Annotated in this window: 21 protein-coding genes; 12 read left to right on the top strand and 9 right to left on the bottom strand. The window is 62.6% G+C overall.

All coding sequences use genetic code 11. The features are described from left to right. The 3 genes from EWM57_RS16180 to EWM57_RS16170 form a co-directional block, all read right to left on the bottom strand. A partial coding sequence (locus EWM57_RS16180) for a glycosyltransferase family 117 protein (RefSeq protein ID WP_129922201.1) occupies positions 1-407 on the bottom strand: 407 nt, incomplete at its 3' end. Positions 408-624: 217 nt separating this feature from the next. Beyond that, positions 625-1,245: a T9SS type A sorting domain-containing protein gene (locus tag EWM57_RS16175; RefSeq protein WP_129922200.1), complete on the bottom strand. Its 621-nt coding sequence runs from the start codon at positions 1,243-1,245 to the stop codon at positions 625-627. A 202-nt stretch (positions 1,246-1,447) separates the two neighbouring features. Next, positions 1,448-2,287, bottom strand: a complete 840-nt coding sequence (locus EWM57_RS16170; RefSeq protein ID WP_129922199.1) for a biotin--[acetyl-CoA-carboxylase] ligase — start codon at positions 2,285-2,287, stop codon at positions 1,448-1,450. A gap of 41 nt (positions 2,288-2,328) precedes the next feature. On the opposite strand from EWM57_RS16170, the gene rsfS reads away from it, so the two are divergent. The 7 genes from rsfS to EWM57_RS16135 all read left to right on the top strand — a co-directional run bounded on the left by rsfS (position 2,329) and on the right by EWM57_RS16135 (position 11,596). Further along, positions 2,329-2,715: a ribosome silencing factor gene (rsfS, locus tag EWM57_RS16165; protein WP_129922198.1), complete on the top strand. Its 387-nt coding sequence runs from the start codon at positions 2,329-2,331 to the stop codon at positions 2,713-2,715. A gap of 81 nt (positions 2,716-2,796) precedes the next feature. Beyond that, positions 2,797-4,917: an ATP-dependent zinc metalloprotease FtsH gene (gene ftsH / locus EWM57_RS16160; RefSeq protein WP_129922197.1), complete on the top strand. Its 2,121-nt coding sequence runs from the start codon at positions 2,797-2,799 to the stop codon at positions 4,915-4,917. A gap of 127 nt (positions 4,918-5,044) precedes the next feature. Beyond that, positions 5,045-5,704: a LutC/YkgG family protein gene (locus EWM57_RS16155; RefSeq protein ID WP_129922196.1), complete on the top strand. Its 660-nt coding sequence runs from the start codon at positions 5,045-5,047 to the stop codon at positions 5,702-5,704. Next, a complete protein-coding gene (locus EWM57_RS16150) occupies positions 5,673-6,464 on the top strand; it encodes a UDP-2,3-diacylglucosamine diphosphatase (protein WP_129922195.1) in 792 nt (263 codons plus the stop codon). The genes EWM57_RS16155 and EWM57_RS16150 overlap by 32 nt, the downstream gene beginning before the upstream one ends. Before the next feature lie 49 nt (positions 6,465-6,513). After that, positions 6,514-7,410, top strand: coding sequence for a hypothetical protein (locus EWM57_RS16145; protein ID WP_129922194.1), 897 nt, complete (start codon positions 6,514-6,516; stop codon positions 7,408-7,410). A gap of 198 nt (positions 7,411-7,608) precedes the next feature. Then, positions 7,609-8,772, top strand: coding sequence for a zinc-dependent alcohol dehydrogenase (locus EWM57_RS16140; protein WP_129922193.1), 1,164 nt, complete (start codon positions 7,609-7,611; stop codon positions 8,770-8,772). 205 nt (positions 8,773-8,977) lie between these two features. Next, complete coding sequence (locus tag EWM57_RS16135; RefSeq protein WP_165370547.1) at positions 8,978-11,596, top strand: S8 family serine peptidase; 2,619 nt, start codon at positions 8,978-8,980, stop codon at positions 11,594-11,596. A 380-nt stretch (positions 11,597-11,976) separates the two neighbouring features. On the opposite strand, the gene EWM57_RS16130 is transcribed toward EWM57_RS16135, so the two are convergent. Beyond that, positions 11,977-12,786: a M57 family metalloprotease gene (locus tag EWM57_RS16130; protein WP_129922191.1), complete on the bottom strand. Its 810-nt coding sequence runs from the start codon at positions 12,784-12,786 to the stop codon at positions 11,977-11,979. 577 nt (positions 12,787-13,363) lie between these two features. Here EWM57_RS16130 and EWM57_RS16125 point away from each other — a divergent pair. Together EWM57_RS16125 and EWM57_RS16120 are read left to right on the top strand one after the other, a co-directional pair. After that, positions 13,364-15,001 (top strand): PSP1 domain-containing protein, encoded by a 1,638-nt coding sequence (locus EWM57_RS16125; RefSeq protein ID WP_242510104.1) that lies wholly within the window; start codon positions 13,364-13,366, stop codon positions 14,999-15,001. A gap of 2 nt (positions 15,002-15,003) precedes the next feature. Further along, positions 15,004-15,486: a gliding motility lipoprotein GldH gene (locus EWM57_RS16120; protein ID WP_129922190.1), complete on the top strand. Its 483-nt coding sequence runs from the start codon at positions 15,004-15,006 to the stop codon at positions 15,484-15,486. 103 nt (positions 15,487-15,589) lie between these two features. Here EWM57_RS16120 and EWM57_RS16115 read toward each other — a convergent pair whose 3' ends face one another. Then, on the bottom strand, positions 15,590-15,784 hold the full coding sequence (locus tag EWM57_RS16115; protein WP_129922189.1) for a cold-shock protein: 195 nt from the start codon (positions 15,782-15,784) through the stop codon (positions 15,590-15,592). 264 nt (positions 15,785-16,048) lie between these two features. Beyond that, positions 16,049-16,240 (bottom strand): cold-shock protein, encoded by a 192-nt coding sequence (locus tag EWM57_RS16110; RefSeq protein ID WP_129922188.1) that lies wholly within the window; start codon positions 16,238-16,240, stop codon positions 16,049-16,051. Between the two features lie 305 nt (positions 16,241-16,545). Between EWM57_RS16110 and EWM57_RS16105 the strand changes: the two genes are divergently transcribed. Continuing rightward, complete coding sequence (locus tag EWM57_RS16105) at positions 16,546-18,177, top strand: hypothetical protein (RefSeq protein WP_129922187.1); 1,632 nt, start codon at positions 16,546-16,548, stop codon at positions 18,175-18,177. 86 nt (positions 18,178-18,263) lie between these two features. Here the strand turns inward: EWM57_RS16105 and EWM57_RS16100 are convergent, their stop codons facing one another. Both EWM57_RS16100 and EWM57_RS16095 read right to left on the bottom strand, forming a co-directional pair. Next, complete coding sequence (locus tag EWM57_RS16100; RefSeq protein ID WP_129922186.1) at positions 18,264-19,145, bottom strand: SDR family oxidoreductase; 882 nt, start codon at positions 19,143-19,145, stop codon at positions 18,264-18,266. A 56-nt stretch (positions 19,146-19,201) separates the two neighbouring features. Then, positions 19,202-20,065 carry a hypothetical protein gene (locus EWM57_RS16095; protein ID WP_129922185.1) on the bottom strand — a complete coding sequence of 288 codons (864 nt, stop codon included), beginning with the start codon at positions 20,063-20,065 and terminating at the stop codon, positions 19,202-19,204. A gap of 157 nt (positions 20,066-20,222) precedes the next feature. On the opposite strand from EWM57_RS16095, the gene EWM57_RS16090 reads away from it, so the two are divergent. Beyond that, positions 20,223-21,020: a phosphatase PAP2 family protein gene (locus EWM57_RS16090; RefSeq protein ID WP_129922184.1), complete on the top strand. Its 798-nt coding sequence runs from the start codon at positions 20,223-20,225 to the stop codon at positions 21,018-21,020. Positions 21,021-21,029: 9 nt separating this feature from the next. Here the strand turns inward: EWM57_RS16090 and EWM57_RS16085 are convergent, their stop codons facing one another. After that, positions 21,030-22,049, bottom strand: coding sequence for a ComEA family DNA-binding protein (locus tag EWM57_RS16085; protein ID WP_129922183.1), 1,020 nt, complete (start codon positions 22,047-22,049; stop codon positions 21,030-21,032). A gap of 297 nt (positions 22,050-22,346) precedes the next feature. Between EWM57_RS16085 and EWM57_RS16080 the strand changes: the two genes are divergently transcribed. Further along, complete coding sequence (locus EWM57_RS16080; RefSeq protein ID WP_129922182.1) at positions 22,347-22,931, top strand: DinB family protein; 585 nt, start codon at positions 22,347-22,349, stop codon at positions 22,929-22,931. Positions 22,932-23,030 lie beyond the last annotated feature (99 nt).

Raw genomic sequence — 23,030 nt, 5'->3', positions numbered from 1 at the left:
GCCCCGACCGCGCCCGCGCCCAGAATCAGCGCGGTCTGCCCGCCGGTGGGCTCGGCGAGGCGGTCGTTCGGCAGGCCGGGGCGGTGCAGCACGAGCTTTTTGGCCAGCATGGTGATGGTCCAGAACAGAAACAGCACGGTAAAGGAGCTGCTCAGGGCCGAGAGCGTGTTGATCAGCACCGAGACCTTGGTCACGTCGCCGAAGGCGAAGAGCGAGAACAGGCGGCCCAGCAGCAGGAAGGTGGGCGCGCCGGGCGGGTGGGGCACCAGCAGCTTGTAGGAGCAGGCAATGAACTCGCCGCAGTCCCAGAACGAGGCCGTCGGCTCCAAGGTCAGCAGGTAAGTGAGGGTGGCCAGGGCAAACACCAGCCAGCCCACCAGATTATTCAGACTTTTGTAACTACGCATACTTGCTTGGGGTAGGGGCGGGAAAGAGTCCCACCCGCCGATGCACGACGGGGTTAGTCAGGAATGGAAATCAGTGAAAGGTCAAAAGTAGGTAATAAATCCGGCCGTGCCGCACCCGGCGCAGCGGAGAAATCCCGCGTCCTTGCGCCCAGGACACGAAAAAAGCAGCCGGGAGGTACGGCTGCTTTTTCGGGCAAAATCAGGAAGAGAAACTGGGTCAGTTCTGCAGCACCAGGCGTTTGGTAGTCAGAACTTTGCCATTGGCAATCAGGCTGTAGAAGTAAATGCCGGCGGGCAGATCCGCGAGGTTCACCGAAACGGCTTCCCCGGCAAAGTCCGGCTTCAGCGCCACGCTCCGCACTTCCCGGCCGATGATGTTGCTCAGGCGCAGCTTGTAGTCGGCGCCGGCCTTTTGGCTGAGCGAAACCATCACCGAGCCCTTGGCCGGGTTGGGGTACACGCTCAGCGTCGGAGTCGCAGGCCGGGCTTCATCTACCGGCGTGGCATTGCTGACCGTAATGACGCCCGCCATGCCCGCGCCACCGGAACCCCCATGAATCGTGCAGTGGTAGGGGAAGTTGCCCAGCGTGTTAAAGGTCAAAGACTTGGTAGTGGCCGTGGAATTCATCGGGAACGTAACCCAAGCCCCGTTGTCGGAAGCCGTGGGGTGGCTTTGCTGGCCCACGTACTGCCAAGTAACCACGTCGCCGGGCCGAATCGTGACGGCCTGGGGCGAGTAGAAATTGTCGCCCACCGAAATGGTGACCGTGGCCGCGAGAGTCGAGAACTGGATGAGCAACAGCGCCCACACCAACAGAAAGCGAGTAGAGATTTTCATGACATTCAGTCGTTGAAAGAACTGCCGGAAAGAGCAGTTAGGTTGGCAAAACACTGACTCCGGCGGCGGGCAGCCGGCCGGGAGGCGGATCAACTTGCCTGCCTGCTACCAGACAAGCACCGTGCCTGAAACCCGTTTCCGGCGGGGCGCCCTGGGCCGCAGCACGCGCTGCCGCTGTCAGACCGCCGGAACACGTTCAGGTTTAAAGAACCAGAAGTATGCAGCACTCGGAGGCGGTGGGGCAAAGGTTGCCGCGGACAGGAAAAAAATATTCGAATGAGTGAATATAACGAATTTCCTGCAGTCCGAACGTGCGCAGCTGCCCGTTAATTTCGACGGCCAGCCGGCCGGTTTCGTCCACGCCCACAATTTGCCCGGTCACCCGCTCTCCGTCGACTTCGTACTCGTGGCGCTGCTGGTAGCGGTACAAGGACTGTAGATAATCGTAGCGCAGCTGAGACAGGCGGCCGGCCCGTAGCTGCAGGTAACGGCGCTCCAGGCACTCGAGCAGGCGCACGGCCTGCGGGCGCAGCGGGTAGGCCCGGCCCGTAATCCAAGCCAGGGAAGTGGCCGTGGGCATGCCAAATTCCCGCTGGTTGACGTTCAAGCCAATGCCAATAACGCTATATTGAATCTTCGCGCCACTGAGTGTGTTTTCAATCAGGATTCCTCCCAGCTTTTGACTGCCGTAGAAAATATCGTTGGGCCACTTCAGCCGCAGGGCCGCATCGGGGCCCAGCAGGCTGCGGGCCCAGTCGAGTACGCCCAGGGCCACGGCCTGGCTGAGCTGGAACTGCTCGGTAGCGGCCAGAAACGAAGGCTTCCAGATAACCGACAGTGTGAGGTTTTCGCCGGGCGTGGCTTCCCAGCGGTTGCCGCGCTGTCCGCGGCCCGCCGTCTGTTTGTCCGTTATGACGGTACAGCCGTCGGTGGCGCTGTTTTTGACAATAAGGGCCTGGGCTTCGGCATTTGTCGAGGCGCATTCGGGCAACCAGATGATCTGCTGGCCCGTGAAGAGCGTTTGGGGGGTTAGTGCCTCCACCTGTTTTTCTTACTTTGTGACTTCAAACCTAACAATACCCTATGAAAAGTACCCTGGTTCGGCAGGATTCAGACAGATTGGCAGACATCGTAGTGCGGGGCATGCAGGAAAAAAAAGCTGCTGATATCGTAGTACTCAATCTGAAGGACCTCAAAATCGCGGTGGCGGACTATTTTGTCATCTGCTCCGCGTCTTCCGATACGCAGATCGAAGCCATTGCGCGCTCGGTCGAAGAAGAAGTAGAAAAGCTTACCGGCCAGAGCCCCTGGCAGACCGAAGGTCGCATGCACCGCGAGTGGGTGCTGCTCGACTACGTGGACGTGGTCGTGCACGTGTTCCTGCGCGACCGTCGCCAGTTCTATGGTCTGGAAGAGCTCTGGGGCGACGCGGAAATCAGCTACATCACGGAAGAAACGGCTACCGTTTAAAGTAAAACGGGCCGGAGTTCGTTTTAACAATTACGTGGGCGGCGTGTTCCGCCTTTGTTTTTCGTTTAGTAACTCTTTTTCATGCCAGATATAACGCCCAAAAAGAAGAAGCCCATGCTGCCCTCGCCCGCCCCGCGGCCGAGTATGCAGATGTGGGTGCTGGCTGGGTTGGTGGTGTTCATCTTCGGGATGCTCTTCATCAATCGCAGCAGCTCGAGTATTGAAACCAATCAGCAGAAATTTAAGCAAATGCTGCTGGCCGGGGACGTGCGCGACGTGACCCTCGTCAACGACCGGGTTGTGGAGGTGACGCTCAAGCCCGAAGCCGCCAAAAGCACCAAATATAGCCCCGAACTCAGCCGCCGCGGACCGCTGGCCATCGATGGCGGCGGCCCCCAGTACAGCTTCCGGGTTGTGGACGGCAAGACCTTCAAGGAGGACTTGGATAAGATGCAGGCGGCGCTGCCGGAAGATCAGCAGGTCGGCCTCAACATTGACACCCGCCAAGCCTACGGCGACCTGGTGAGCATGGTCTTCTGGGGTGGTTTGATGCTGGTGTTGTTTTTCTTCCTGCTGCGCCGCATGAGCGGGGGAGCAGGCGGGCCCGGCGGGCAGATTTTCAACATCGGTAAAAGCCGCGCAGCCCTTTTCGAAGGCGGCGACAAGGTGAAAGTCACCTTTAAGGATGTGGCCGGTCTGGAAGAGGCCAAGGAGGAAGTAGAGGAAATCGTGGAGTTCTTGAAGAACCCTTCGAAGTTCACCGTCCTTGGTGGCAAGATTCCGAAAGGTGCTCTGCTCGTAGGGCCTCCCGGTACGGGTAAAACCCTGATGGCGAAAGCTGTAGCCGGGGAAGCTGACGTGCCTTTCTTCTCCCTGTCGGGTTCCGACTTTGTGGAAATGTTCGTGGGCGTAGGTGCTGCCCGGGTGCGGGACTTGTTCAAGCAAGCCAAAGCCAAGGCCCCCTGCATCATCTTTATCGACGAAATTGACGCCATTGGCCGCAGCCGCAGCCGCGGCAACGTGCCCGGCGGCAACGACGAGCGGGAAAACACGCTCAACTCCTTGCTGGTAGAAATGGATGGCTTCGGCACCGACTCCGGGGTTATCATTCTGGCCGCTACCAACCGTCCGGACACGCTGGACTCGGCCCTGCTGCGTCCCGGCCGCTTCGACCGGCAGATCAGCATCGACAAGCCCGATATCAACGGCCGCACCCAGATCTTCGACGTGCACCTCAAGCCGCTGACCTTGGGCCCCGACGTGGATGCCCGTAAGCTGGCCGCGCAAACGCCCGGTTTTGCCGGTGCCGAAATTGCCAACGTCTGCAACGAAGCCGCCCTGATTGCCGCCCGCCGCGACAAGAAGATGGTGACCATGCAGGACTTCACCGACGCCGTGGACCGCGTTATCGGGGGCCTGGAGAAGAAGAACAAAATCATCAGCCCCGGCGAGAAGCGCATTGTGGCCTACCACGAGGCGGGCCACGCCATTGCCGGCTGGTTTTTGGAGCACGCCGACCCGCTGGTGAAAGTGAGCATCGTGCCCCGCGGGGTGGCGGCACTGGGCTATGCGCAGTATCTGCCCCGAGAGCAGTTCCTCTACAACACCGAGCAGCTCACCGACGAAATGTGCATGGCCCTAGGCGGCCGCGCCGCCGAGGAGCTGGTGTTCGGCAAGATTTCTACCGGTGCTTTGTCGGATCTGGAGCGCATCACCAAGATGGCCTACAGCATCGTGACCATGTACGGTATGAACGCCAAGCTGGGCAACATCTCGTTTTACGACTCGAAAGGGCAGAATGAGTACGGTTTTTCGAAGCCTTACTCGGAAGCCACTTCGCAGATGATTGACGAGGAAGTGCGCACCATCGTGGAGAATGCCTACAACCGCACCAAGGAGCTGCTCACCGAGCGGCGCCACGAGCTGGAGGTCATTGCCCGGGAGCTGCTGGAAAAGGAAGTGCTGCTGCAGGAAGACCTTACCCGTCTTGTTGGCCCACGCCCCTTCGACACTCAGACTTCATACCAGGCCCATATGGCCGGCACTGACCGCAGCGAAACTCTCAGCGAGTTGAAGCAGGAGCACCCCGTGCCGCTCAGCAACGACCTGCCCGAGAATGACCTGCCCGGCATGAGCGACGATTCGACCGGAACCGGCCGTTCCGACGTGCCCTACGGCAATGCGGCTGCTCCCATGAGCTAAGGCCCGCGCCTCCTTAAAAAAAAGCCAGCCCTCGTGGTTGGCTTTTTTTGTGCCCTGCCGAACTTGGGAGGGCCGGCTCCCGATGAGTGAACTGGCTGCTGCCGACCATTGCCTTATATTTGCTCCCATGGCCGAATCTTCCCGCGACCTTACTCTGCGCCGCATCCGCGAAGCCCTGCAGCAGCCGGCGCCCCAGCCCGCGGCTCCCGACTTTGCGGCGCCCCTGTTTCCGGCCCCGGCCGACGAGCTGGCCGTGGCCTTTGCCGAAAGCTTTGTGCGCAGCGGGGGCGTATTTTATTACTGCACCTCCGAGGAGCACTTTTTCGACCAGCTTTTCACCTACAAAAAGGAGAAGGGTCTCGACAATCTGTTCGTGTGGGAGCCGGAGCTGAAAAAGCTGCTCCACACCGGCGGCATCGGCTTTGTCGGCGACGAAACCGACTGGATTGCCAAAGCCGACGCCGGCCTGACGACCTGCGAGGCCCTGGTGGCCCGCACCGGCAGCGTGCTCGTCAGCGCGGGCACGGCCAGTGGGCGCCGCCTAAGCATCTACCCCGACCAGCACCTAGTGCTGGCCCGCACCTCCCAGGTGGTGGCCGATATCGGCGACGGGCTGCGAACCGTGCAGCAGCGCCACGGCGACAAACTCCCTTCCATGATTTCTCTGACCACCGGCCCGAGCCGGACGGCGGATATCGAGAAAACGCTGGTGCTCGGTGCTCACGGCCCGCGCAGCATCGTGTTGTTTTTACTGGATGACGAAGCCGCTTCCCAAGCTCCTGCCTGACCTGGCGCTGCCCCCCGGCCGCCGGGTATACTTTGCGTCTGACTTCCACCTCGGCGCCCCCGACGCGGCCCGCTCGGCCGAGCGGGAACGGAAAATCGTGCGCTGGCTCGACCAGATTGCCGCCGACGCGGCAGCCGTGTATTTGGTCGGCGACATCTTCGACTTCTGGTTTGAGTACAAGCACGCCATTCCCCGGGGGTTCGTGCGAATTCAGGGCAAGCTGGCCGAGCTGACCGACGCGGGCATTCCGGTGAGTTTTTTCACCGGCAACCACGACATGTGGATGTTCGACTACTTCACCCAGGAGTTGGGTATTCCGATCCTGCGCGAGCCGGTCAGTCAGCGCATTGGTCAGCAGCTGTTCCACATCGGGCACGGCGACGGGCTGGGCCCCAAGGACCACACTTACAAGGTACTTAAGCAGGTTTTTGCTTCCCCGATGGCCCAGTGGCTGTTTGCCCGCCTGCATCCCAATTTCGGCATCGGGCTGGCCAATGCCTGGAGCCGCCGCAGCCGGATTCAAAACTCGGCCTCCGATGAGCAGTACTTCGGCGACGATGAGTGGCTGCTCGTGTACTGCCGGGAGCTGGAGCAGCGCCAGCACCACGACTATTACGTGTTCGGCCACCGCCACCTGCCCCTCGACGTGGCCGTGGCGCCCGGCAGCCGCTACGTGAACCTGGGGGAGTGGGTCAATTATTGTTCGTACGCCGTATACGATGGACATGACCTGGCATTGCGGCATTTTGAGCAGAAGTAACGACTCGTATGGGGTAGTAAGTGGTAGGACGCATTGGTCTAAACGGCTGGTGCTTATCGTGCTACTCACGGCTTACGGTTCCCTGCTTGCCCTGGCCCAAACCACCGTGCCCGCCGCGGCCTCGGTAGCGCCGGCTTCCAGAGCGGCTCCGGTTTCATCGACGCCCGTGGATGCGGCGGCCCCGGCCAAGCCCGTAGTGCCCGATGCCAACGGCTGGACCCTGGTACGCACGATTCCGCTCCGCCAGCCTGGCGCGGCTTCCCTCGACCGCCGCGGCAACCTTTACGTGGCCGATGGGCAGGACAACATCCACCAGTACGGGGCCGACGGGCAGGCGCTGAACGTGTACTCGCCGCCCCAGCCCGGGCACACGGCCCAGATTGAGGCCTGGAACACCTCCAAAATCTTGGTCTTCTACGACGACCGCCAGCAGGTGCTGCTGCTCGACCGGTTCATGGCCCCGCTCACCCAGGTGCGCCTCACCGACTTTCTCGACGGCCAGATCCGGGCCGCCACCCTGGCTCCCGACGACCGGCTCTGGCTCTTCAACGAAAGCGACCTGACCCTGCGTCAGTTCGACCCCACGCCCCAGCGCCTGACGTTGAGCACGCCCCTGGACTTGCTGATTGGCCGCTCCCGACCGGACTTTCGTTTTCTGCGCCAGTACCAGAACAACCTCTACCTGCTCGACCGGACCAGCGGCATCTTCGTGTTCGACAACCTGGGCAACTACCGCAAGAAGTTGCCCTTTACCAACCTCTCGACCTTGGGTTTCCGCGACGACGAGCTCTACTACCTGGCCGACGGCGCCATTCACTTTTTCCACCTCTACAAGCTCACCGAACGGACGCTGCCCCTGCTAACGTCCGACGTGCGCCAGGCGCTCTTCGGCGAGCAGTATGCCTACCTATTGACCGGCAGCAGCATTCTGGTGTATAAGCTCTAGCTGCCTCCGTCCCGATAATTTTCTCCACTTAAGAGCCGCCCCGCGTGATAGTCGCGCGGGGCGGCTCTTTTGCTTGGCAGCGCTGGGTCGCGCCCAACCAAGCAGAATCGTAACAACCTCGTCCGTGCGGAGTGCGTTGTGCAAACCAGTATCTGGCTTACATTTTCTCGCTTTATTCTCCACCACAACCCCCTCTCTATGAAGGCCCTCGTAATTCATGGGATGCGCGACGTGCGCGTCGATACCGTCGACGACCCCAAGATTGAAGACGCGCGCGACGCTATTATCCGCGTGACCAGCACCGCCATCTGCGGCTCCGACCTGCACATTTATAACGGCAGTATTCCGCAGCCCCGGCCCATGGTGCTCGGGCACGAGTTTATGGGCATCGTGGAGGAAGTCGGCAAGGGCGTGGGCGGCAAGCTCAAGGTCGGTGACCGGGTGGTGGTGCCGTTTCCCATTGCCTGCGGTACCTGCTACTTCTGCAACCACGAGCTGCCCGGGCACTGCGAAAACTCCAACCCCGACCACTACGGCCCCGAGGGCGGGCTGCTCACGGAAAATGGTGGGGCTCTGTTCGGCTACACCGACCTCTACGGCGGCTACAATGGCGGCCAAGCTGAGTACGTACGCGTGCCCTACGCCGACTTTGGGCCCCGCGTTATTCCCGACTCGCTCACCGATGAGCAGGCCCTGTTTCTGACCGATATCTTCCCCACCGGCTACTCCGGCATCGACTGGGCCGACGTGAAGGGGGGCGAAACCATTGCCATCTTCGGCGCCGGCCCCGTGGGCATTATGGCGGCCAAATCGGCGTGGCTGCGCGGGGCGGCCCGGGTTGTCATTGTCGATACGCTCCAGTACCGCCTCGACAAGGCCAAGGCTACCGCCAACGTGGAAACCATTCTCTGGGAAGACGCTAAGTCGACCGTGGAGCAGATCCGGGCCGTGACCGAGGGCCGCGGGGCCGACGTGTGCGTGGAGTGCGTGGGCTTCGAGCCCGACCGGGACTTGCTGGACCGCGCCAAGGCCATTATCAACCTCGAGAAAGGCTCCGACAAAGTGCTGACCACGTGCCTGAGCGCCGTGCGCCGCGGCGGCGTTGTGACGGTGCTCGGCGTCTACGCCACGCCGTTCGACAACTTTCCCATCGGCCAGTTCTTCGACAAAGGTATCACCATCCGCGGTGGGCAGGCTCCGGCCCAGAAGCACATCGACAAGCTGCTGCAGTACGTGGTGGAAGGCAAAGTCCGCCTCGACGACATCATCACCCACCGCCTGCCCCTGGCCGAAGCCGCCCACGGCTACGACATCTTCCGCAATAAGAAGGAAGACTGCGTGAAGGTGGTGCTCAAGCCGTAGGTTCTGGCTGCCCCGCACTCGTTGGAAATGGCCGGCCGCACAGCCGGCCTTTTTTGCGCCCTTTCCCCGGCGCCGCGACCCCGCACATGCCGAAATTTCGCGGCCTCCACCGGCGGCGGGGCTGATGGTTTTCTGCCTACATTTGGTACTGACCACCCGCGGGGTTGTTCGTCCCTTTCCGCTCTCCCACCAGCTCGTTTGCTTTATGTCCGCTGCCATTTTCTGCCGCGCCGGGGTACTTATAGCCTTATTTGCTTTTGGCGGCTTCTCCGCCGGGGCGCAGCAGGTTGCGCTGGTGGCCAGCCGCCTGGCCCCCGGCCTGGAAACGGGCAATGCGCGGCGCACGCTGCGGGTAAGCGTCACGGATGAAACCGGCTTTCGGCGCTGGCTGCTGCAAAATTATCCCCAAGCCCAGGTTCGGCCGGAAGCTACCCACCGTCAGCTGCTCCGGGTGCAGGGCGTGATGGGCGCGGTGCTGGCCGCCTGCCCGTGGGTGAGCTTCGTGGAAGCTGCCGACCGCCAAGCCCGCCCGGAGCGCCAGCTCAACGGCGCCGACCTCACGGTAAACAGCGTCACGGCCGTGCACGCCCGCTACCCCCAGCTTACGGGCCAGGGACTCACTGTGAGCGTGAAGGAAAGCCCGCTCGACAACGACGATATTGACTTTAAGGGGCGTTTGGTAAATCCTGACCCCAAGGCCGAGACGCTGAATTCGCACTCCACTATCATGACCACGCTCATTGCGGGCGGGGGCAACTCTTCGCCCAACGGCAAGGGGGCCGCTTGGCAAGCCCGCATTGCGCAGTCCAGCTACGACAACCTGCTGCCCGATGACGGCCCCGGGCTGGCGGGCCAGGGCGTATCGGTGCAGAATCACTCCTACGGGGTGCCAACGGTAGAGAGCTTCTACGGCCAGGAGGCGCGGGCCTACGACCAGCAGGCCCGCCAGTACCCGACTTTACTGCACGTTTTCTCGTCCGGTAACTTCGGCAGTCAGCCCGGCCCGGCCGGCCCTTACGCGGGGCTCCCCAACACGGGCAACCTCAGCGGGGAGTTTAAAAACAGCAAGAACAGTCTGAGCGTGGGGGCTACCGACGCGGCGGGCGTGGTAGGGCGGCTCAGCTCCCGCGGCCCGGCCGCCGATGGCCGCCTCAAGCCCGAGCTGGTTGCTTACGGCGACGGCGGCACTTCTGACGCGGCCTCCCTGGTGTCGGGAGTAAGCTTGCTGACCCAACACGCCTACCGGCAGCAGCGGGGCGCGTTGCCCTCGGCCGCGCTGGTAAAGGCCGTACTCCTGAATACGGCCGATGACGTGGAGCGGCCCAACGTGGATTTTGTGGCGGGCTACGGCCAAGTCGATGCCTTGGGAGCTGTGCAGACTATGCTGGATGGCCGTTTTGCGGAAGGTACCGTGGCGCAGGGGCAGGAGCAGGTGATTGCCGTAACTGTGCCGGCAGGAGCCCACCGCCTGAAAATTACGCTGGCGTGGTCGGACCCGGAGGCGACCGTGAATGCCGCCACCGCCCTCGTCAACGACCTGGACCTGAGCCTCGTCCGCCCGGCCGACGGCCAGCGGTGGCTGCCCTGGACGCTGAGTGCCTATCCTCACCTCGACTCGTTGGCCTTGCCCGCCCGCCGCCGGGCCAACCACCGCGACAACGCCGAACAGATTACCGTGGACCTGCCGACGGCCGGCACCTATCAGGTGCGGGTGCGCGGCTACCAACTGGGGCAGGGCCCGCAGGCGTTCAGCATAGCCTACGAAATAGAGCAGGGGCTAACCTGGGTGCATCCTACCAAAGCCCGCAACTTGCGCGCCGCTGAGGCCACCCGGCTGCGGTGGCAGTGGGCCGGGCCCGCCACGGCCGCCCGGCTGGAATACCGCCCCGTGGGGCAAACCGCCTGGAGCGTGGTAAAGGCATCCCTGGATCTGGCCCAGCAAAACTTCCTCTGGACCGCGCCGGACACCTACGAAGCCGCCCAGTTTCGCCTGCTCACCGGGACTGAGACTATCGTTTCGGATACTTTTTTCGTTGCGAGGCCCCTGAACCTGACGGTGGGCTACGCCTGCGCCGACGAAACCCTGCTGACCTGGCCGCGGGTACCCGGCGCCACGCAGTACCAGGTATACCAGTTGGGCGCTTCCCAATTGCAGCCTTTCCAGGTGGTAACCGATACCATGCTGCTGCTGACTCCGGCCCAGGCGGCAACCCGGTACTACGCCGTGGCACCCATCGTGCAGGGCCGGGTGGGGGAGCGGGGTAGTACCGTGGACATCACGCAAACTGCCTTTGGCTGCTATGTCCGCTCATTTCTGCCCCGACAGACGGTAATGGATACGGTGCAGTTCAACCTGACTCTGGGCTCGACGTACCGGCTCCAGGCCATTACGCTGGAGCGGCGTCCTGTTGGGGGCGAATTTGTTGGGGTGCAAACCCTGACCACTAACCTGCCGCTGACCACCCGCCTGACCGACCCCCAGCCGCTGCTGGGGCGGGCCGAATACCGGGTTCGGCTGCCGCTCAGCACCGGCCAAACGGTGTTCAGCCAGATTGAAGAAATATACCACGTGCCCGCCATCGACGATGTGCAGGTGTATCCGGTGCCCGTCACGGCCGGAAAGCTACTGACCATTGTGGGCCCGCCTGATCAGGTCTTGCGCGTACGCCTGTTCGACTTGGCGGGCCGGCTGCAGCACGATGTGACCACCGATACCAGCATCATCAAAACGCTGGAAACTTACACCCTGCGGCCCGGAACTTACCTGCTGCGCATTAGCCTGCCCGGCGGACGCGAGGTAACCCGGCGCATCTTGGTACTGTAGGCGGGCGGGAAGATTTGCCTCTGCGCTGTCAGCAGCCGTGAGCCGGCGCGCCCGCTCACGTTTAACCTAGGCCCGGATGGGTAAGTCCACGCTTAGGGGGGCTTTGCGGACTTTTCCGCCCGACCTAGCCGAAACCAAACAGGGCCGCGCGCCAAATGCCAAATGCTACTGGCAACGCATCCGCATTCTGCGTTGCGTCAAGACGAGTTGCTGGATAAGCTGCTTTGTCAGGCGGCGCGAAAGACGTTGCTTGCCAGAAGCTATTGTATGCCCAACCCATTCAGACCTCAGTCACTGGCCAGGTAGATAACCTTATAACAAGAAGCGCCCCCCGGCTGAGTAGCCGGGGGGCGCTTTTAGATTCTGCTAAACCGGACGGCTTAGTAGAGGTAGTTGAGGGCGGTTTTGTCGTTGGTGTTGAACGGACGGCTAACGCCGTTGCCAACGCAGGCCAGCATCCACGAGTTTGGATCAGCGCCCGAAGGAGTGCCGGGGATGAGGATAGCGCCAACCGTGCTGGCACCTTCGTTCGAGGCCGAACCGCCGCAGCTATACGCGCGGTTGAAGTAGTCGGTGTGACGCAGGCCAATGCAGTGGCCCATTTCGTGCGCCATGATGGTGGCAATGTAGTTAACGTTGGTGCTGTTGATTACGCTCGGCGACAGTTTGAAGCCCGGAGCCGGGTTGCCGTTCGAGGGGAAACCACCCGACTGACCCAGTACGCCGGCACCCAGGTTTGCCGAGGTGATGGGCAGATCGGCCGTGGCCGTGCTGGTGATGCGGGTGAAGTGCAGCTGCAGGTTTTCGGCGTTGTAGCGGCGGATAGCCTCATCCACGGCCGACACGTAAGCGGAGGGGAAGCTGCCGATGAGCTTCACCGTCAGCGTGCGGGGCAGGCGCTGCACCAGGTTGGTGGTGCGGTACTGCTCGTCCTGACCTACGCGCAGGAGCTTGGCATCGGGTGTGCTGTTCAGTACTTCATCCGTCAACAGGATGTCGCCTTCTACGCGCACCCCGCCTTCTACTTTCTGCGCCCCAACCGTGGTGAAGCCCAGATTTCTGATCTGGCCCATCACATCTTCCGAAATCTCGGACTTATTCTCAATCACTTCTTTCTTCCCGCAGGAAGTCAACACCGACATAGAGCAGGCACATACGGCCAAGGCGGACAGAACTTTTGTGATTTTCATGCTTTTTTTGGTTTGGTTAGGTTGGGGGTGATTGGAGAATGGATGAATTATGGGCAAAAATTGGGGATAAAAATTATGAATGTCAATAGTAAAAACGCAAAACTTTAAAAAAAACGCAAAGTATGCGGGTGCGTGCCAGCGCAATGCCTTAATAAATGACGCTACATAAAATTGAATAATACAAACATCTGAATTTTCGAATTTATAATTATTTTCCTGCTTCATTCCGCTTATTCCAAATAATTGCTGACCTGCCGGAAGCGCTACCCGCTGGCATTTTTCCGAAACGTGGGCTAGCATAAGCTGCCGTAACGCGGCGGAGGCTACCCCAAGCCTGAAGTGGTTCCGGTCAGCCTGTCTTAGGGAAACTGCAATAGGTTGGAGGAAAGCGGGTTAAGCGGGGTGGTGCCAAGCCGAAGTAGATTTCCAGGATAAACTGCGCCATATTGGGGGTAATGGCCCCGCGCATAGGCGGCGCTGTCAGGAGCGTAATCGGGTAAGGGGCCCGAAATGCTTATCTTTGTTTTTAACCCTTTCCGCGCGGATTCTTTCCGCCTCACGATATATCCTTCAAGCCGTGGCTTGCACTTCTTGTTCCTCCGGTGGGGGCTGTTCTACTACTGCCAAGGGCTGCGGCTCGAAAGGCAGCTGTAGCTCGGGCTGTACCCGCCTCAACGTATTCGACTGGCTCCAGGACGTGGAGATGCCCAGCGACTTTCAGGGCTTCGATATCGTCGAAATCCGCTTTAAAGGTGGCCGTAAAGACTTCTACCGCAACGCCAGCCGCCTGCCCTTGGTCACGGGCGACGCGGTGGTGGTGGATGCCGGCGGCAACGGCTGGCACCTGGGGCACGTCTCGCTCAAGGGCGAGCTGGTGCGCCTGCAGATGAAAAAGAAAAAGGTGCCCACCGACTCCAAGGAAATCCGCGCCGTGCTGCGCGTGGCCTCCGAGCAGGATGTGGAGCGCTGGACGGCCGTGCGCGACCTGGAAACCGGCACCATGTTCCGGGCCCGCTCGGTGGTGGAGGAGCTGCGCCTGAAAATGAAGCTCTCCGACGTGGAGTACCAGGCCGACCGCACCCGCGCCACGTTCTTCTACTCGGCCGAAGACCGGGTGGACTTCCGCGACCTGATCAAGCGCCTCGCCGACGAGTTTCGGGTGCGGGTGGAAATGCGCCAGATTTCGCTCCGCCACGAAGCCGGCCGCCTCGGCGGTATCGGCTCCTGCGGGCGCGAGCTGTGTTGCTCCACTTGGCTCACCGACTTCAAGAGCGTGAGCACCACCGCCGCCCGCTACCAGAACCTGAGCCTGAATCCGGCGAAGCTGTCCGGGCAGTGCGGCCGCCTCAAGTGCTGCCTCAACTACGAGCTGGATACCTACCTCGACGCGCTGAAGGACATTCCGCAGGTGCAGCGCCCCCTGCTCACGGAGAAAGGCGAGGCCTTCTTGCAGAAAACCGACATCTTCAAGCGCCGCATGTGGTTTGCCCTGCGCGGCGACAACAACTGGGTGATGCTCAGCACCGACCGGGTGCGCGAGGTGCAGGAGCTGAATAAGAAAGGCGAAAAGCCGGAAAGCCTGCTGGCCCCGGTGAAGGAAGAAGAGCGGCCCGTGGAGGTTTCGGCCCACGTGGAAGGCAACCTCGACCGCCTCGACGATAAGATCAAAGCCGGCAAGCGGCCCAAGCGCAAGAAAAAGCCCGGCAGCAAAGACCGGCCCGAAGGGGCTGCGGATGTGGCTCCACAGCCAGGGGCTCCGGCCGCCTCGCGCCGCGGCAACGCCAGCCGCTCCATCAGCAATGCGCCCGCCAAGCCGGCCCCCCCCGCGGAAGGTGACGTCAGTGAGGGCAGTGCCCCGGCCGGAGAAGAAGCTCGCCGGCCCCGCGGAGCGGCCGCCCGCCCCATGAATCGCCGCAACAGCCGCGGTGGCCGGGGAGAAGGTGGCCGGAGCGAAGGGCGCACCGAGGGACGCGGGGAAAGCCGCCGCCCCGAGACCCCGCGGCCCGACGGCTCGGCCGAAGCCCGCCCACCCCGCGGTGAGGGCCGTCCGCCCCGGTCAACCACTCCTCCGGCGGGCGGAGACGGCGCGGCGCGGCCGGCCGGCGAAGCTGGCGCGGAGCGCGGCAGCCGGGGTGGCCGCTCGTCGCGGCGTGGGGGCCGGCCCCGGCCCGAAGGCGGCGCTACTCCTCCACCAGCAGCCCCATCCGCTTCGTAAGTATGCGTCAGATCCTCCGTTTGCTGCCCCTGCTCAGCTTGTTGCTGGCGCTGGCCGCCTGCGACCCGGCGCAGGTGTATGAGAAAAATACCGACCTCGACGAGAATGTGTGGGCCGTGCAGGTGAAGCCGGCCTTCGAGTTCACGATTCAGGACACGACCCAGCTCTACGACGTCTTTTTCAACATCCGCAACGCCTCGGCCTACGGTTACTACAACCTGTACGTGAAGCACACGCTTACCGGCCCCGACGGCAAGCCCGTGTCCAAGCTGCTGCACCAGATGCTGCTGATGGACCCGCGCACCGGGGAGCCCAGCGGCAGCGGCACCGGCGACATCTACGACCATCAGTTTCTGGCTTTGCCGCGGCAGCGCTTCCACCAAGCGGGTACCTACAAAATGGTGCTCGAGCAGTACATGCGTCAGGACCAGCTGCCCGGCATCATGGCCGTGGGAATTCGCGTGGCCAAGGCCGGCGGCAAGTAGGCGGTCCTGGAAAACACAAAAAAGCCTTCCCGGCCGCGGCCGGGAAGGCTTTTTTGTGTCCGCGTCAGGCTCAAGCCGAGCCCGGGCGGCCAACCAGCATACACTAGTTGATCAGACGTACGCTAACGGCGTTCAGGCCTTTTTTGCCCTGCTGCACTTCGAACTCCACTTTGTCGGAGTCGCGAACTGGCTGCTGAAGACCGGTAGCGTGAACGAAGATATCCTCACCGCCGCCGTCGGGCGTGATGAAGCCAAAGCCTTTGGTTTCGTTGAAAAATTTGATGGTGCCCGTGCTCATACTACTGCTTGATGGGAGTGAAAGAATGAGGTAAAGGTATATGTATTTTTCACTTAGCGAAGCGGAACAAGGAGAATAACGGGGCCGGGGCGGGATAGAAGCTCGGCGCTAGGGCCTGAAAGCAAGTCGTTTCACCGAAAAATAAGGCTGCGGCAGACTTTTCCCCAACTCCGCCCCACGGCCGCGGCGGCAAACAAAAAGCCCCGGCAAAGCCGGGGCTCAAGGCTACGGAAGGCAGTAGCTATAACCGAAAAGCCGGAGGCACTAGATACGTTCTACTTTCACGGCGTTGAGGCCTTTTTTACCTTCAATTACTTCGAAGGAAACCCGGTCATTCTCGCGGATTTCGTGAATAAGGCCCGTCTGGTGCACAAAGATATCCTGATTGTCGTCGTCTTGAATAATGAAGCCAAACCCTTTGGACTCATTGAAGAATTTTACTTTGCCCGTTTTCATAGCGTGCGTCTGGTGGTCTTGGTAGTAAACCGTTGGGGTAAATGAACGCAGTAAAACTAGCAAGCTTTTTCTAACTGCCCACCGCGGCGGCGGGAATAAAACTGCGCACCCGGGAAAAAGTACGCCCGTGCGGGGCGGGGAAAATACCGGGGCCGCCGCGCCCGAAACGACGCTGGCGCGCTGGGTGGAAGCAGTTGAAATAGGGGCTGGAAGTGGGGCGGCAAAAAACTCTCTCCGGCGCTGGGCGTATACTTTAACGACTCAACGAGTTGTTTTTCACTACTTCACCACCTCCCACCACTGCCATGAAAAACGAAGAGAAAGATTCCACCGCCAGCAACCAGGCCACTAACTCGACCAACTCCTGGACTTCGTCGGGCGCCTCGACTACTCCGAACAGCGCTTCCCCCGCGTCAGGAACCGGGTCGACTCCGGGTACTTCCAGCGAAACCCTGGCCTCGGCTGAAACCAGCGTAGGCCGCGGGGCCGTGGGCAGCAACCAAAGCAATACCACCGAGAACCGCGTCGCCAACCCCGGCACCCTCAAGGCCGGCGCTGCCGGCACCAAGCCCGGCGCTACGGCCGCCAAAGCTTCGAGCAGCGCCAAAAAAAGCCCTGCTTCGGCGGCCAGCAATAAGAACATGAGCAGCAAGAGCAGCAGCTCTTCGGGAAAGAGCAGCACTTCCGCCAACAGCACCGACCAGAGCCAGTACGGCGGTAACTTCGGCAATAGCACCCAGGGCAGCTACCAGGACCACGACCGGCAGGAAAACCAGCAGAGCGGCGCTGCCCGCGGTGAGTTTGGCAGCCAGGGCTACGGCAACACCCAGGGCGGCTACGGCAACCAGTACCGCGAAACCCCCGCCCGCGGCGACGGTCACTACGGCCACGACGAGCAGTACGGCGGCGACCAGTACGGCGGGGGCCGCTACGGGCAGCACAACTCTTACCGCAACTACGACGGCCGGCCCGAGCAGTACCAGGGTGGGCACCGCGAGGCGGAATACGGCCGCGGCGGGCAGAATAACTGGGGCCAGCAAAACCAGCAGAACAACTGGGGCAACCAGAACCAGCGCCCCGACTACGGCTACTCCCAGGGTGGCTATGGTCAGGCCCAGGGCGGTGGCTACCAGAACCGCAGCGACTTTGGCTCGGGCAACCAGCAGTACAACTGGGACAACCAGGATCAGTACCGTGGCAATCAAAACAGCTACGGCAACCAAGGCTACGGTGACCAAAACCGCTACAGTAGCCAGGGATACGGCGACCAGAACCGCTACGGCAACCGGGGTGGCGGCTACAACCAGCAGGACCGCTCCTACAACAGCGCCAACCAGAATGACAACGGTTCCCGCCAGGGCCGCAGCGGCGGCTATAGCAACGACTACGGCAACTCTTCGGGCGGCGCCCACTACGGCGGCAACCGGGGCTACGAAAATGAGCGCGGCAGCTACGGCCGCAACCGCAACCAAGACGAGGATTACCGCTCGTCGCGGGGTGGATACGATAACCAGGGTTCCGGCCGCGGCAACGATTATGGCCCGCGCGGGGGCGTGAACGACTACGCCCAGCGCGGCTCCAACCCCGAGGACGACCGCCGCTACCGGGCCGGCTCGTCGGGCCGAAATGAAGACCGCAACTATGGCGGCTGGCAGGAAGGCCGGGGCACCAGCGGCTACGGCCGGGGCGCCGGCAACTACGGCGGCAGCGCCCAGGACGGCTTCGGCTCCCGCGGCGGCTCTTACAACGACGAATACGACTCGGCTGACCGCAACAGCCGTGGCGGCTCCCCGTCTCGCGGCGACTACGACCGCGCCGACCGTAACCAGAACTACGGCACTGACCGCCGCAGCCAGTACCGTCACGACGACGACTCCAGCGACTACGGCACCGCCCCGCGCCGCAACCGCGGCCGGGATGAAGACGACCGTCGCTAAATCAGAATAGAGCACAAAAAAGGCCTCCCAAAGATTGGGAGGCCTTTTTTGTGGGGGTAACGCGGCCGAATTGCCGGTGCTGTCCTTTACGCTTGGGGCTGGAACTGCTGCTGGTAATCCTTGGCAAATTGCTCGATGCTGCGCGGCGGACAGTTGGTGAATACCTCCACGGCCGTGGAAACCCCGGCGGCGTAACCGGCTTTGTAGAGGCGCTGCAATTCCAGCATGGAGTCGCGCTGCCAGGCGGGAGCCGCGGCCATCGACTGAGCCGCGGCTTCTTCCGGCAAGTCTACGTAGCTGACGGGGCGGCCCGTGGCCTGCCCGATGGCTGCCGCCACCTCGTGCCCGCTGATGGCGGCCGGACCGGTGAGGGTGTACGCCTGACCGTAGTGCTCGGTGCCCGGGGCACTCAGCACCGCCGCGGCCGTGGCGGCAATATCGCGCGCGTCGATGTAGCTGACTTTGCCCTCGCCGAGCGGCAGATACAGCTTGCCTTCCTGACGGATGGACTCGCCGCTGTAGTTGAAGAAGTTCTGCATAAAGCCGCCGGGCCGCAGAATGGTGTAAGCCAGCCCGCTTTGTTCGAGGTACCGTTCAATCTCGCGGTGCCAGCGGCCGAGCTGAATGCCGGGCTCCGCCTCAGCGCCGGCGGCGGAAAGCCGGACCACCTGCTGCACGCCAGCCTGCTTGGCGGCGTCAATCAGGCGCTTGGCCAACTCAACCTGGTCTTCGCTGAAAGGGGTAATCAGAAATACCCGGTCGACGCCGGTGAGGGCTACGTGCAGGGTTTCGGGCTTGGCGAAGTCCATTTCAACTAGCTGCACGTCGGGGTTGAGCTGTTTGAGCCGTTCGCCTTTGATGAGAGAGTGCACGCCGGCGCGGACCTTGAGGCCGCGGTTGCCCAGGGCCTTGACCACTTCGGCGCCGACGGTGCCAGTGGCGCCCGTCACAAGAATCGTTTGAGCCATGAATGGGAAGTTAAAAAGTCAGTGAGAAAATGTTGGAGCAACGGTGGCAGGGTAGGTTACTTACGCGTGGCTTTGTAAAGCTTGCCCTTCTCGTTGCTGAAAATAAAGTCGCGGTTGTTGACGAACACCAGCGCCTCGGCCTGCCCGCTCGAGGGAAGATTTAGGCAGCTCTTGGCACCGTCGAAGAGCTTTTTGCCCGGTTGCCGCTCAATCAGATAAGCGTGGCCGTAGCCGAGCAGCGCCACCGTGCGGCCGTCGGGGCTCACGTCGGCGGCCGTAATCCAGGTGTTGATTTGAATGCTGTCGGCGAGGCGGGCGGTGTAATTGCCGGGGCGGGCGGGCAGCACGTATTGCTTGACCCAGTGCCCGGCGCCGCGGTTTTTGGTGAACAGGTAGAGGCTGTCCTGCCAGTAGTAAAACGCCTCACAGTCGAAGTTGCGGCCGGCTTTCTTAGGCGGGAAGCGGTGCTGGTCGGGGTAGCGGAAGCGGATGGTGTCGATTTGCTTGAAGCCGGGGCCGGCAAGGCGGTAGATGGCCAGGTTGCGGCGCTTGTTCTGGTTGTTGCCGAAGTCGCCGATGTAAAGGTGGCCGGCCGGGTCGCGGGCCAAATCTTCCCAGTCGATATTGGTCAGGGGCGCCAGATCTACGGTCTGGAGCAGGTCGCCCTGCTGGGTCACGCGGTAAAGCTTGGCCGTGTTGCCGCCGTCGCCGTGGGTCCAGAGGTCGTCTTCCACGTCGGCTAGTTCCAGGCCCGAGCTTTCCACCACCAAGTCCTTGTTGAGGCGGCCGCTGAGGGCAACGTCGTAGGCAGAACTCACCTTATCGAAGTCGCCGCGGCCCTGGTCGTTGGTGCAGCCGCAAACCACGGACTGCAGAAACACCAGCACCGGAAATAGCTTGTCGCGCAGCAGAAACAGCATAGGAAAGAAAGGAGGTGAAGGTCCGGCCCCGGCCGTGCATACGCAGCGCGGCGGGCCGGGGATAAAAAAACTGCCGGCCCCGGCCCGCTTGCTCTTTTTTGGCCCAACCGGAAGCTGTATATTACCAGGCTCAACCACTTGTTGTTCAGCCGACTTTATGGGAACCCGCTACCTTCTGACGTTGCTGCTCGCCGGCCTCACCTTTTTGCCGGCCCGGGCCCAGCTGAGTGCGGGCGCTGCGTCGGATTCGAGCCGGCAACTGCGGCCGGCAGTGCCGTCGAGCCGGCTGCGGAGCGTTAGGCCGGTGGTGCTGCGGGCCGGCATTCCACTGGCCCTGATCGGGGTGAGCTACTTTGGCCGGGAGCAGAAGCTGATTCACCTGGCCCGGCTGGAAGTGCGGGAGGAAACGCTGGAGAACTTTCCCGCCTTCAACACCAACCTCGACGACTACACCCGCCACCTGCCGGGCGTGGCCGCCTACGCCCTGCACGCGGCCGGGGTGAAGCCGGCCCGGGGCGTGGTGCCCTTCTCCCTGATTTATTTGGCGGCCCACCACCTGAACATGGGCGTGACCAGCAACCTGAAGCGGCTCTGCCGGGAAGCCCGCCCCGACAATCCCACCGACCTGAGCTCGTTTCCCTCGGCCCATACCAGCGAAGCCTTCCTGACGGCCACGCTGCTGCACGAGCAATTCGGCAAAGCCAGCCCCTGGATCAGCGTTGGAGGCTTTGCCGTGGCTACGGCCACCGGCACCATGCGCGTGCTGCACAACCGCCACTGGATTACGGACGTGGTGGCCGGGGCCGGCATCGGGTTTTTGTCGGCGGAAGCGGTGTGGCGGGCCTACCCGTACCTGGCTCAACTACTGCCCCAGCGCGCGGCCCGCAAGCTGCTGCTGGTGCCAACCTACGGGGCGGGCGGCGCCGTGGGCCTGGTGCTGGCCGTGCAGCCCTGATTTTTACCCTCAAAACCGCAGGTAGGGCCGCAGCTTTTCCAGGGTTTCGGCGTCCAGAATCCGAATCTGGCGCAGGTCGTCGGCCTGCTTGAACGGACCGTGCTGCTGGCGGAAGGCCACTATCACCCGGGCCAGGCGCTTGCCGAGGTAGGGATGAGCTTGCAGTACTTCAAACGGGGCGTTGTTCACGTCGAGCGGGGCCGGGGCATAGCCGGGCGCCACAAACGTGTACTTGCGCAGGCTGTCGACCAAGTCGGGGGCGTCGCGCAGGCTGTAGATTTCGCTGAGCTGGTCTTCGCGCAGAAACCCGCCCAGGCGCTGCCGGTACTCCACCACCCGGCCCGAAAGGCCCCGGCCGATGCCGCGAATCTGCATCAGGGCCGTGGTGTCGGCCGTGTTCAGGTCGAAGGCCACCAAGTGCCGGGGCTTGCGGGCAAACTTGCTAGGGGTGGTCTCAAACGCCTTACTGGGGTAGCGGCTGGTTGGGAAAGCGGGGTAGTCGCGCGGAGCGCGGGCCTCGCGGGGCGGCAGCTGGTCGGGCAGCTGGATGTAGGGCGCCAGCCGGGCGTACACCGAGTCGGGCAGGCCGTAGGTGCGCTTGATCTGCTCCTTGGCTTTGAAGCCGCCGATAACGTCGCGGAAGTGCACGATGCGCTTGGCCACGTAGCCCGGCAGGCCCCGGGCTTCCCAGTCGGTAGCCGACAGCGCATTCGGATCGAACGGGGCCAGCGCCACCTGGGGCACGGTGGGTCGGCGGGGGTAACGGCGCCGCGGGTAACGCGAATTGAACGCGCGCGGCTGGTGCTGAGCGGCCAGATTCGCGGCCAGCCGGTTGAGCTGCTGCTGGTCGGGAGCGGGGTCGTAGGTAGGCAGCACGGGGCGTAGCAGGCGCGGGGCCGCCAGCCAGAGCAGCAGCAGCGCGCAGAGCACGACAAAGCCGGATGTTTCGCGGCGGGAAAAGCCAAAGTGCCGCCGCAGGTAGCGCCGCCAGGCTGGTGGGGCCGGGGTAGTGGTAGGGATATTCTTCACGATAATTCTAGTTAGCCCTGCTAGATAAGGAATTGCGGGGGCAAGCCGCAAGCTCTTCACCCGAAAAGTCCGGTCTGGGTCCTTGAGGCGAATGGGGCGAACCAGGACTTGCGGGGCAGCGTTGAAAGGAGGAGCAGTGCTACGAGCGGGAAAAAGTGCAAACCGGCGGGGTTCTGGCCCGCCGCCCGGATTTTGGGGAAAACTGATTGCGAAACCCGCCCGTACTTGCCATGAAACCAGCCCAAGGCCGTATTATTACGGCTGCTAGCCCGCCCGCTTTTTTCCGCTACCGTCGTTATGAGCCAAACTGCCCCCCGCACCACCGAATTTCTGGACCAGCTCGCCGCCGACCTGCGCGCGTTGCGTGAGGTCACCGTGCAGCGCTTCCGGACTCTGTCCGACGACCAGCTCAACCGCCGCCCGGCGCCCGGCAAGTGGAGCATCGGCCAGTGCCTGGAACACCTCAACATCACGGGTGGCCTGGTGCTGCCGGTCATGGCCCGCAAGCTTAAGCAGGCCCAGGAAAGCGGTAGCAAGCCCGCGGCCACGGTGAAAAGCGGCTTTATCGGGCGCAAGCTGATTGTGGCCATGAAAACTCCGGCCAGCGAGAATCCGCTTAAGTCGCCCCAGCAGTACGCGCCCAGCGGCAGCCGCCTGCCCCGCACGGTGGTGGAAGTGTTCAGCCGCCAGCTCGACGAACTGGCCAACATGGTGGAGCAGGCCCGCACCGTCAACGCCAACGCCATCCGCATCCCCAACCCGGTTATTCCGCTGCTCTACCTGCGCCTCACCGACCAGCTGGAGCTGCTGGTCGTGCACCTGAAGCGCCACGTGCTGCAGGCCGAGCGGGTGCTCGACGGCGTGGGCATGGTCATCGACTAACCCGCCCCAACCAGCCATGTGAGACTCGCCGCGTCCCGGCTTCCGCACCTGTCGGAAGCCGGGACGCGGCTGTTAAGGCGCGGCGTAATGCTGCGGCAG

This window comes from Hymenobacter persicinus, from assembly GCF_004167665.1.
Taxonomy (GTDB): Bacteria; Bacteroidota; Bacteroidia; order Cytophagales; family Hymenobacteraceae; genus Hymenobacter; species Hymenobacter persicinus.
This window is presented reverse-complemented; position numbering and strand designations above follow the sequence as displayed.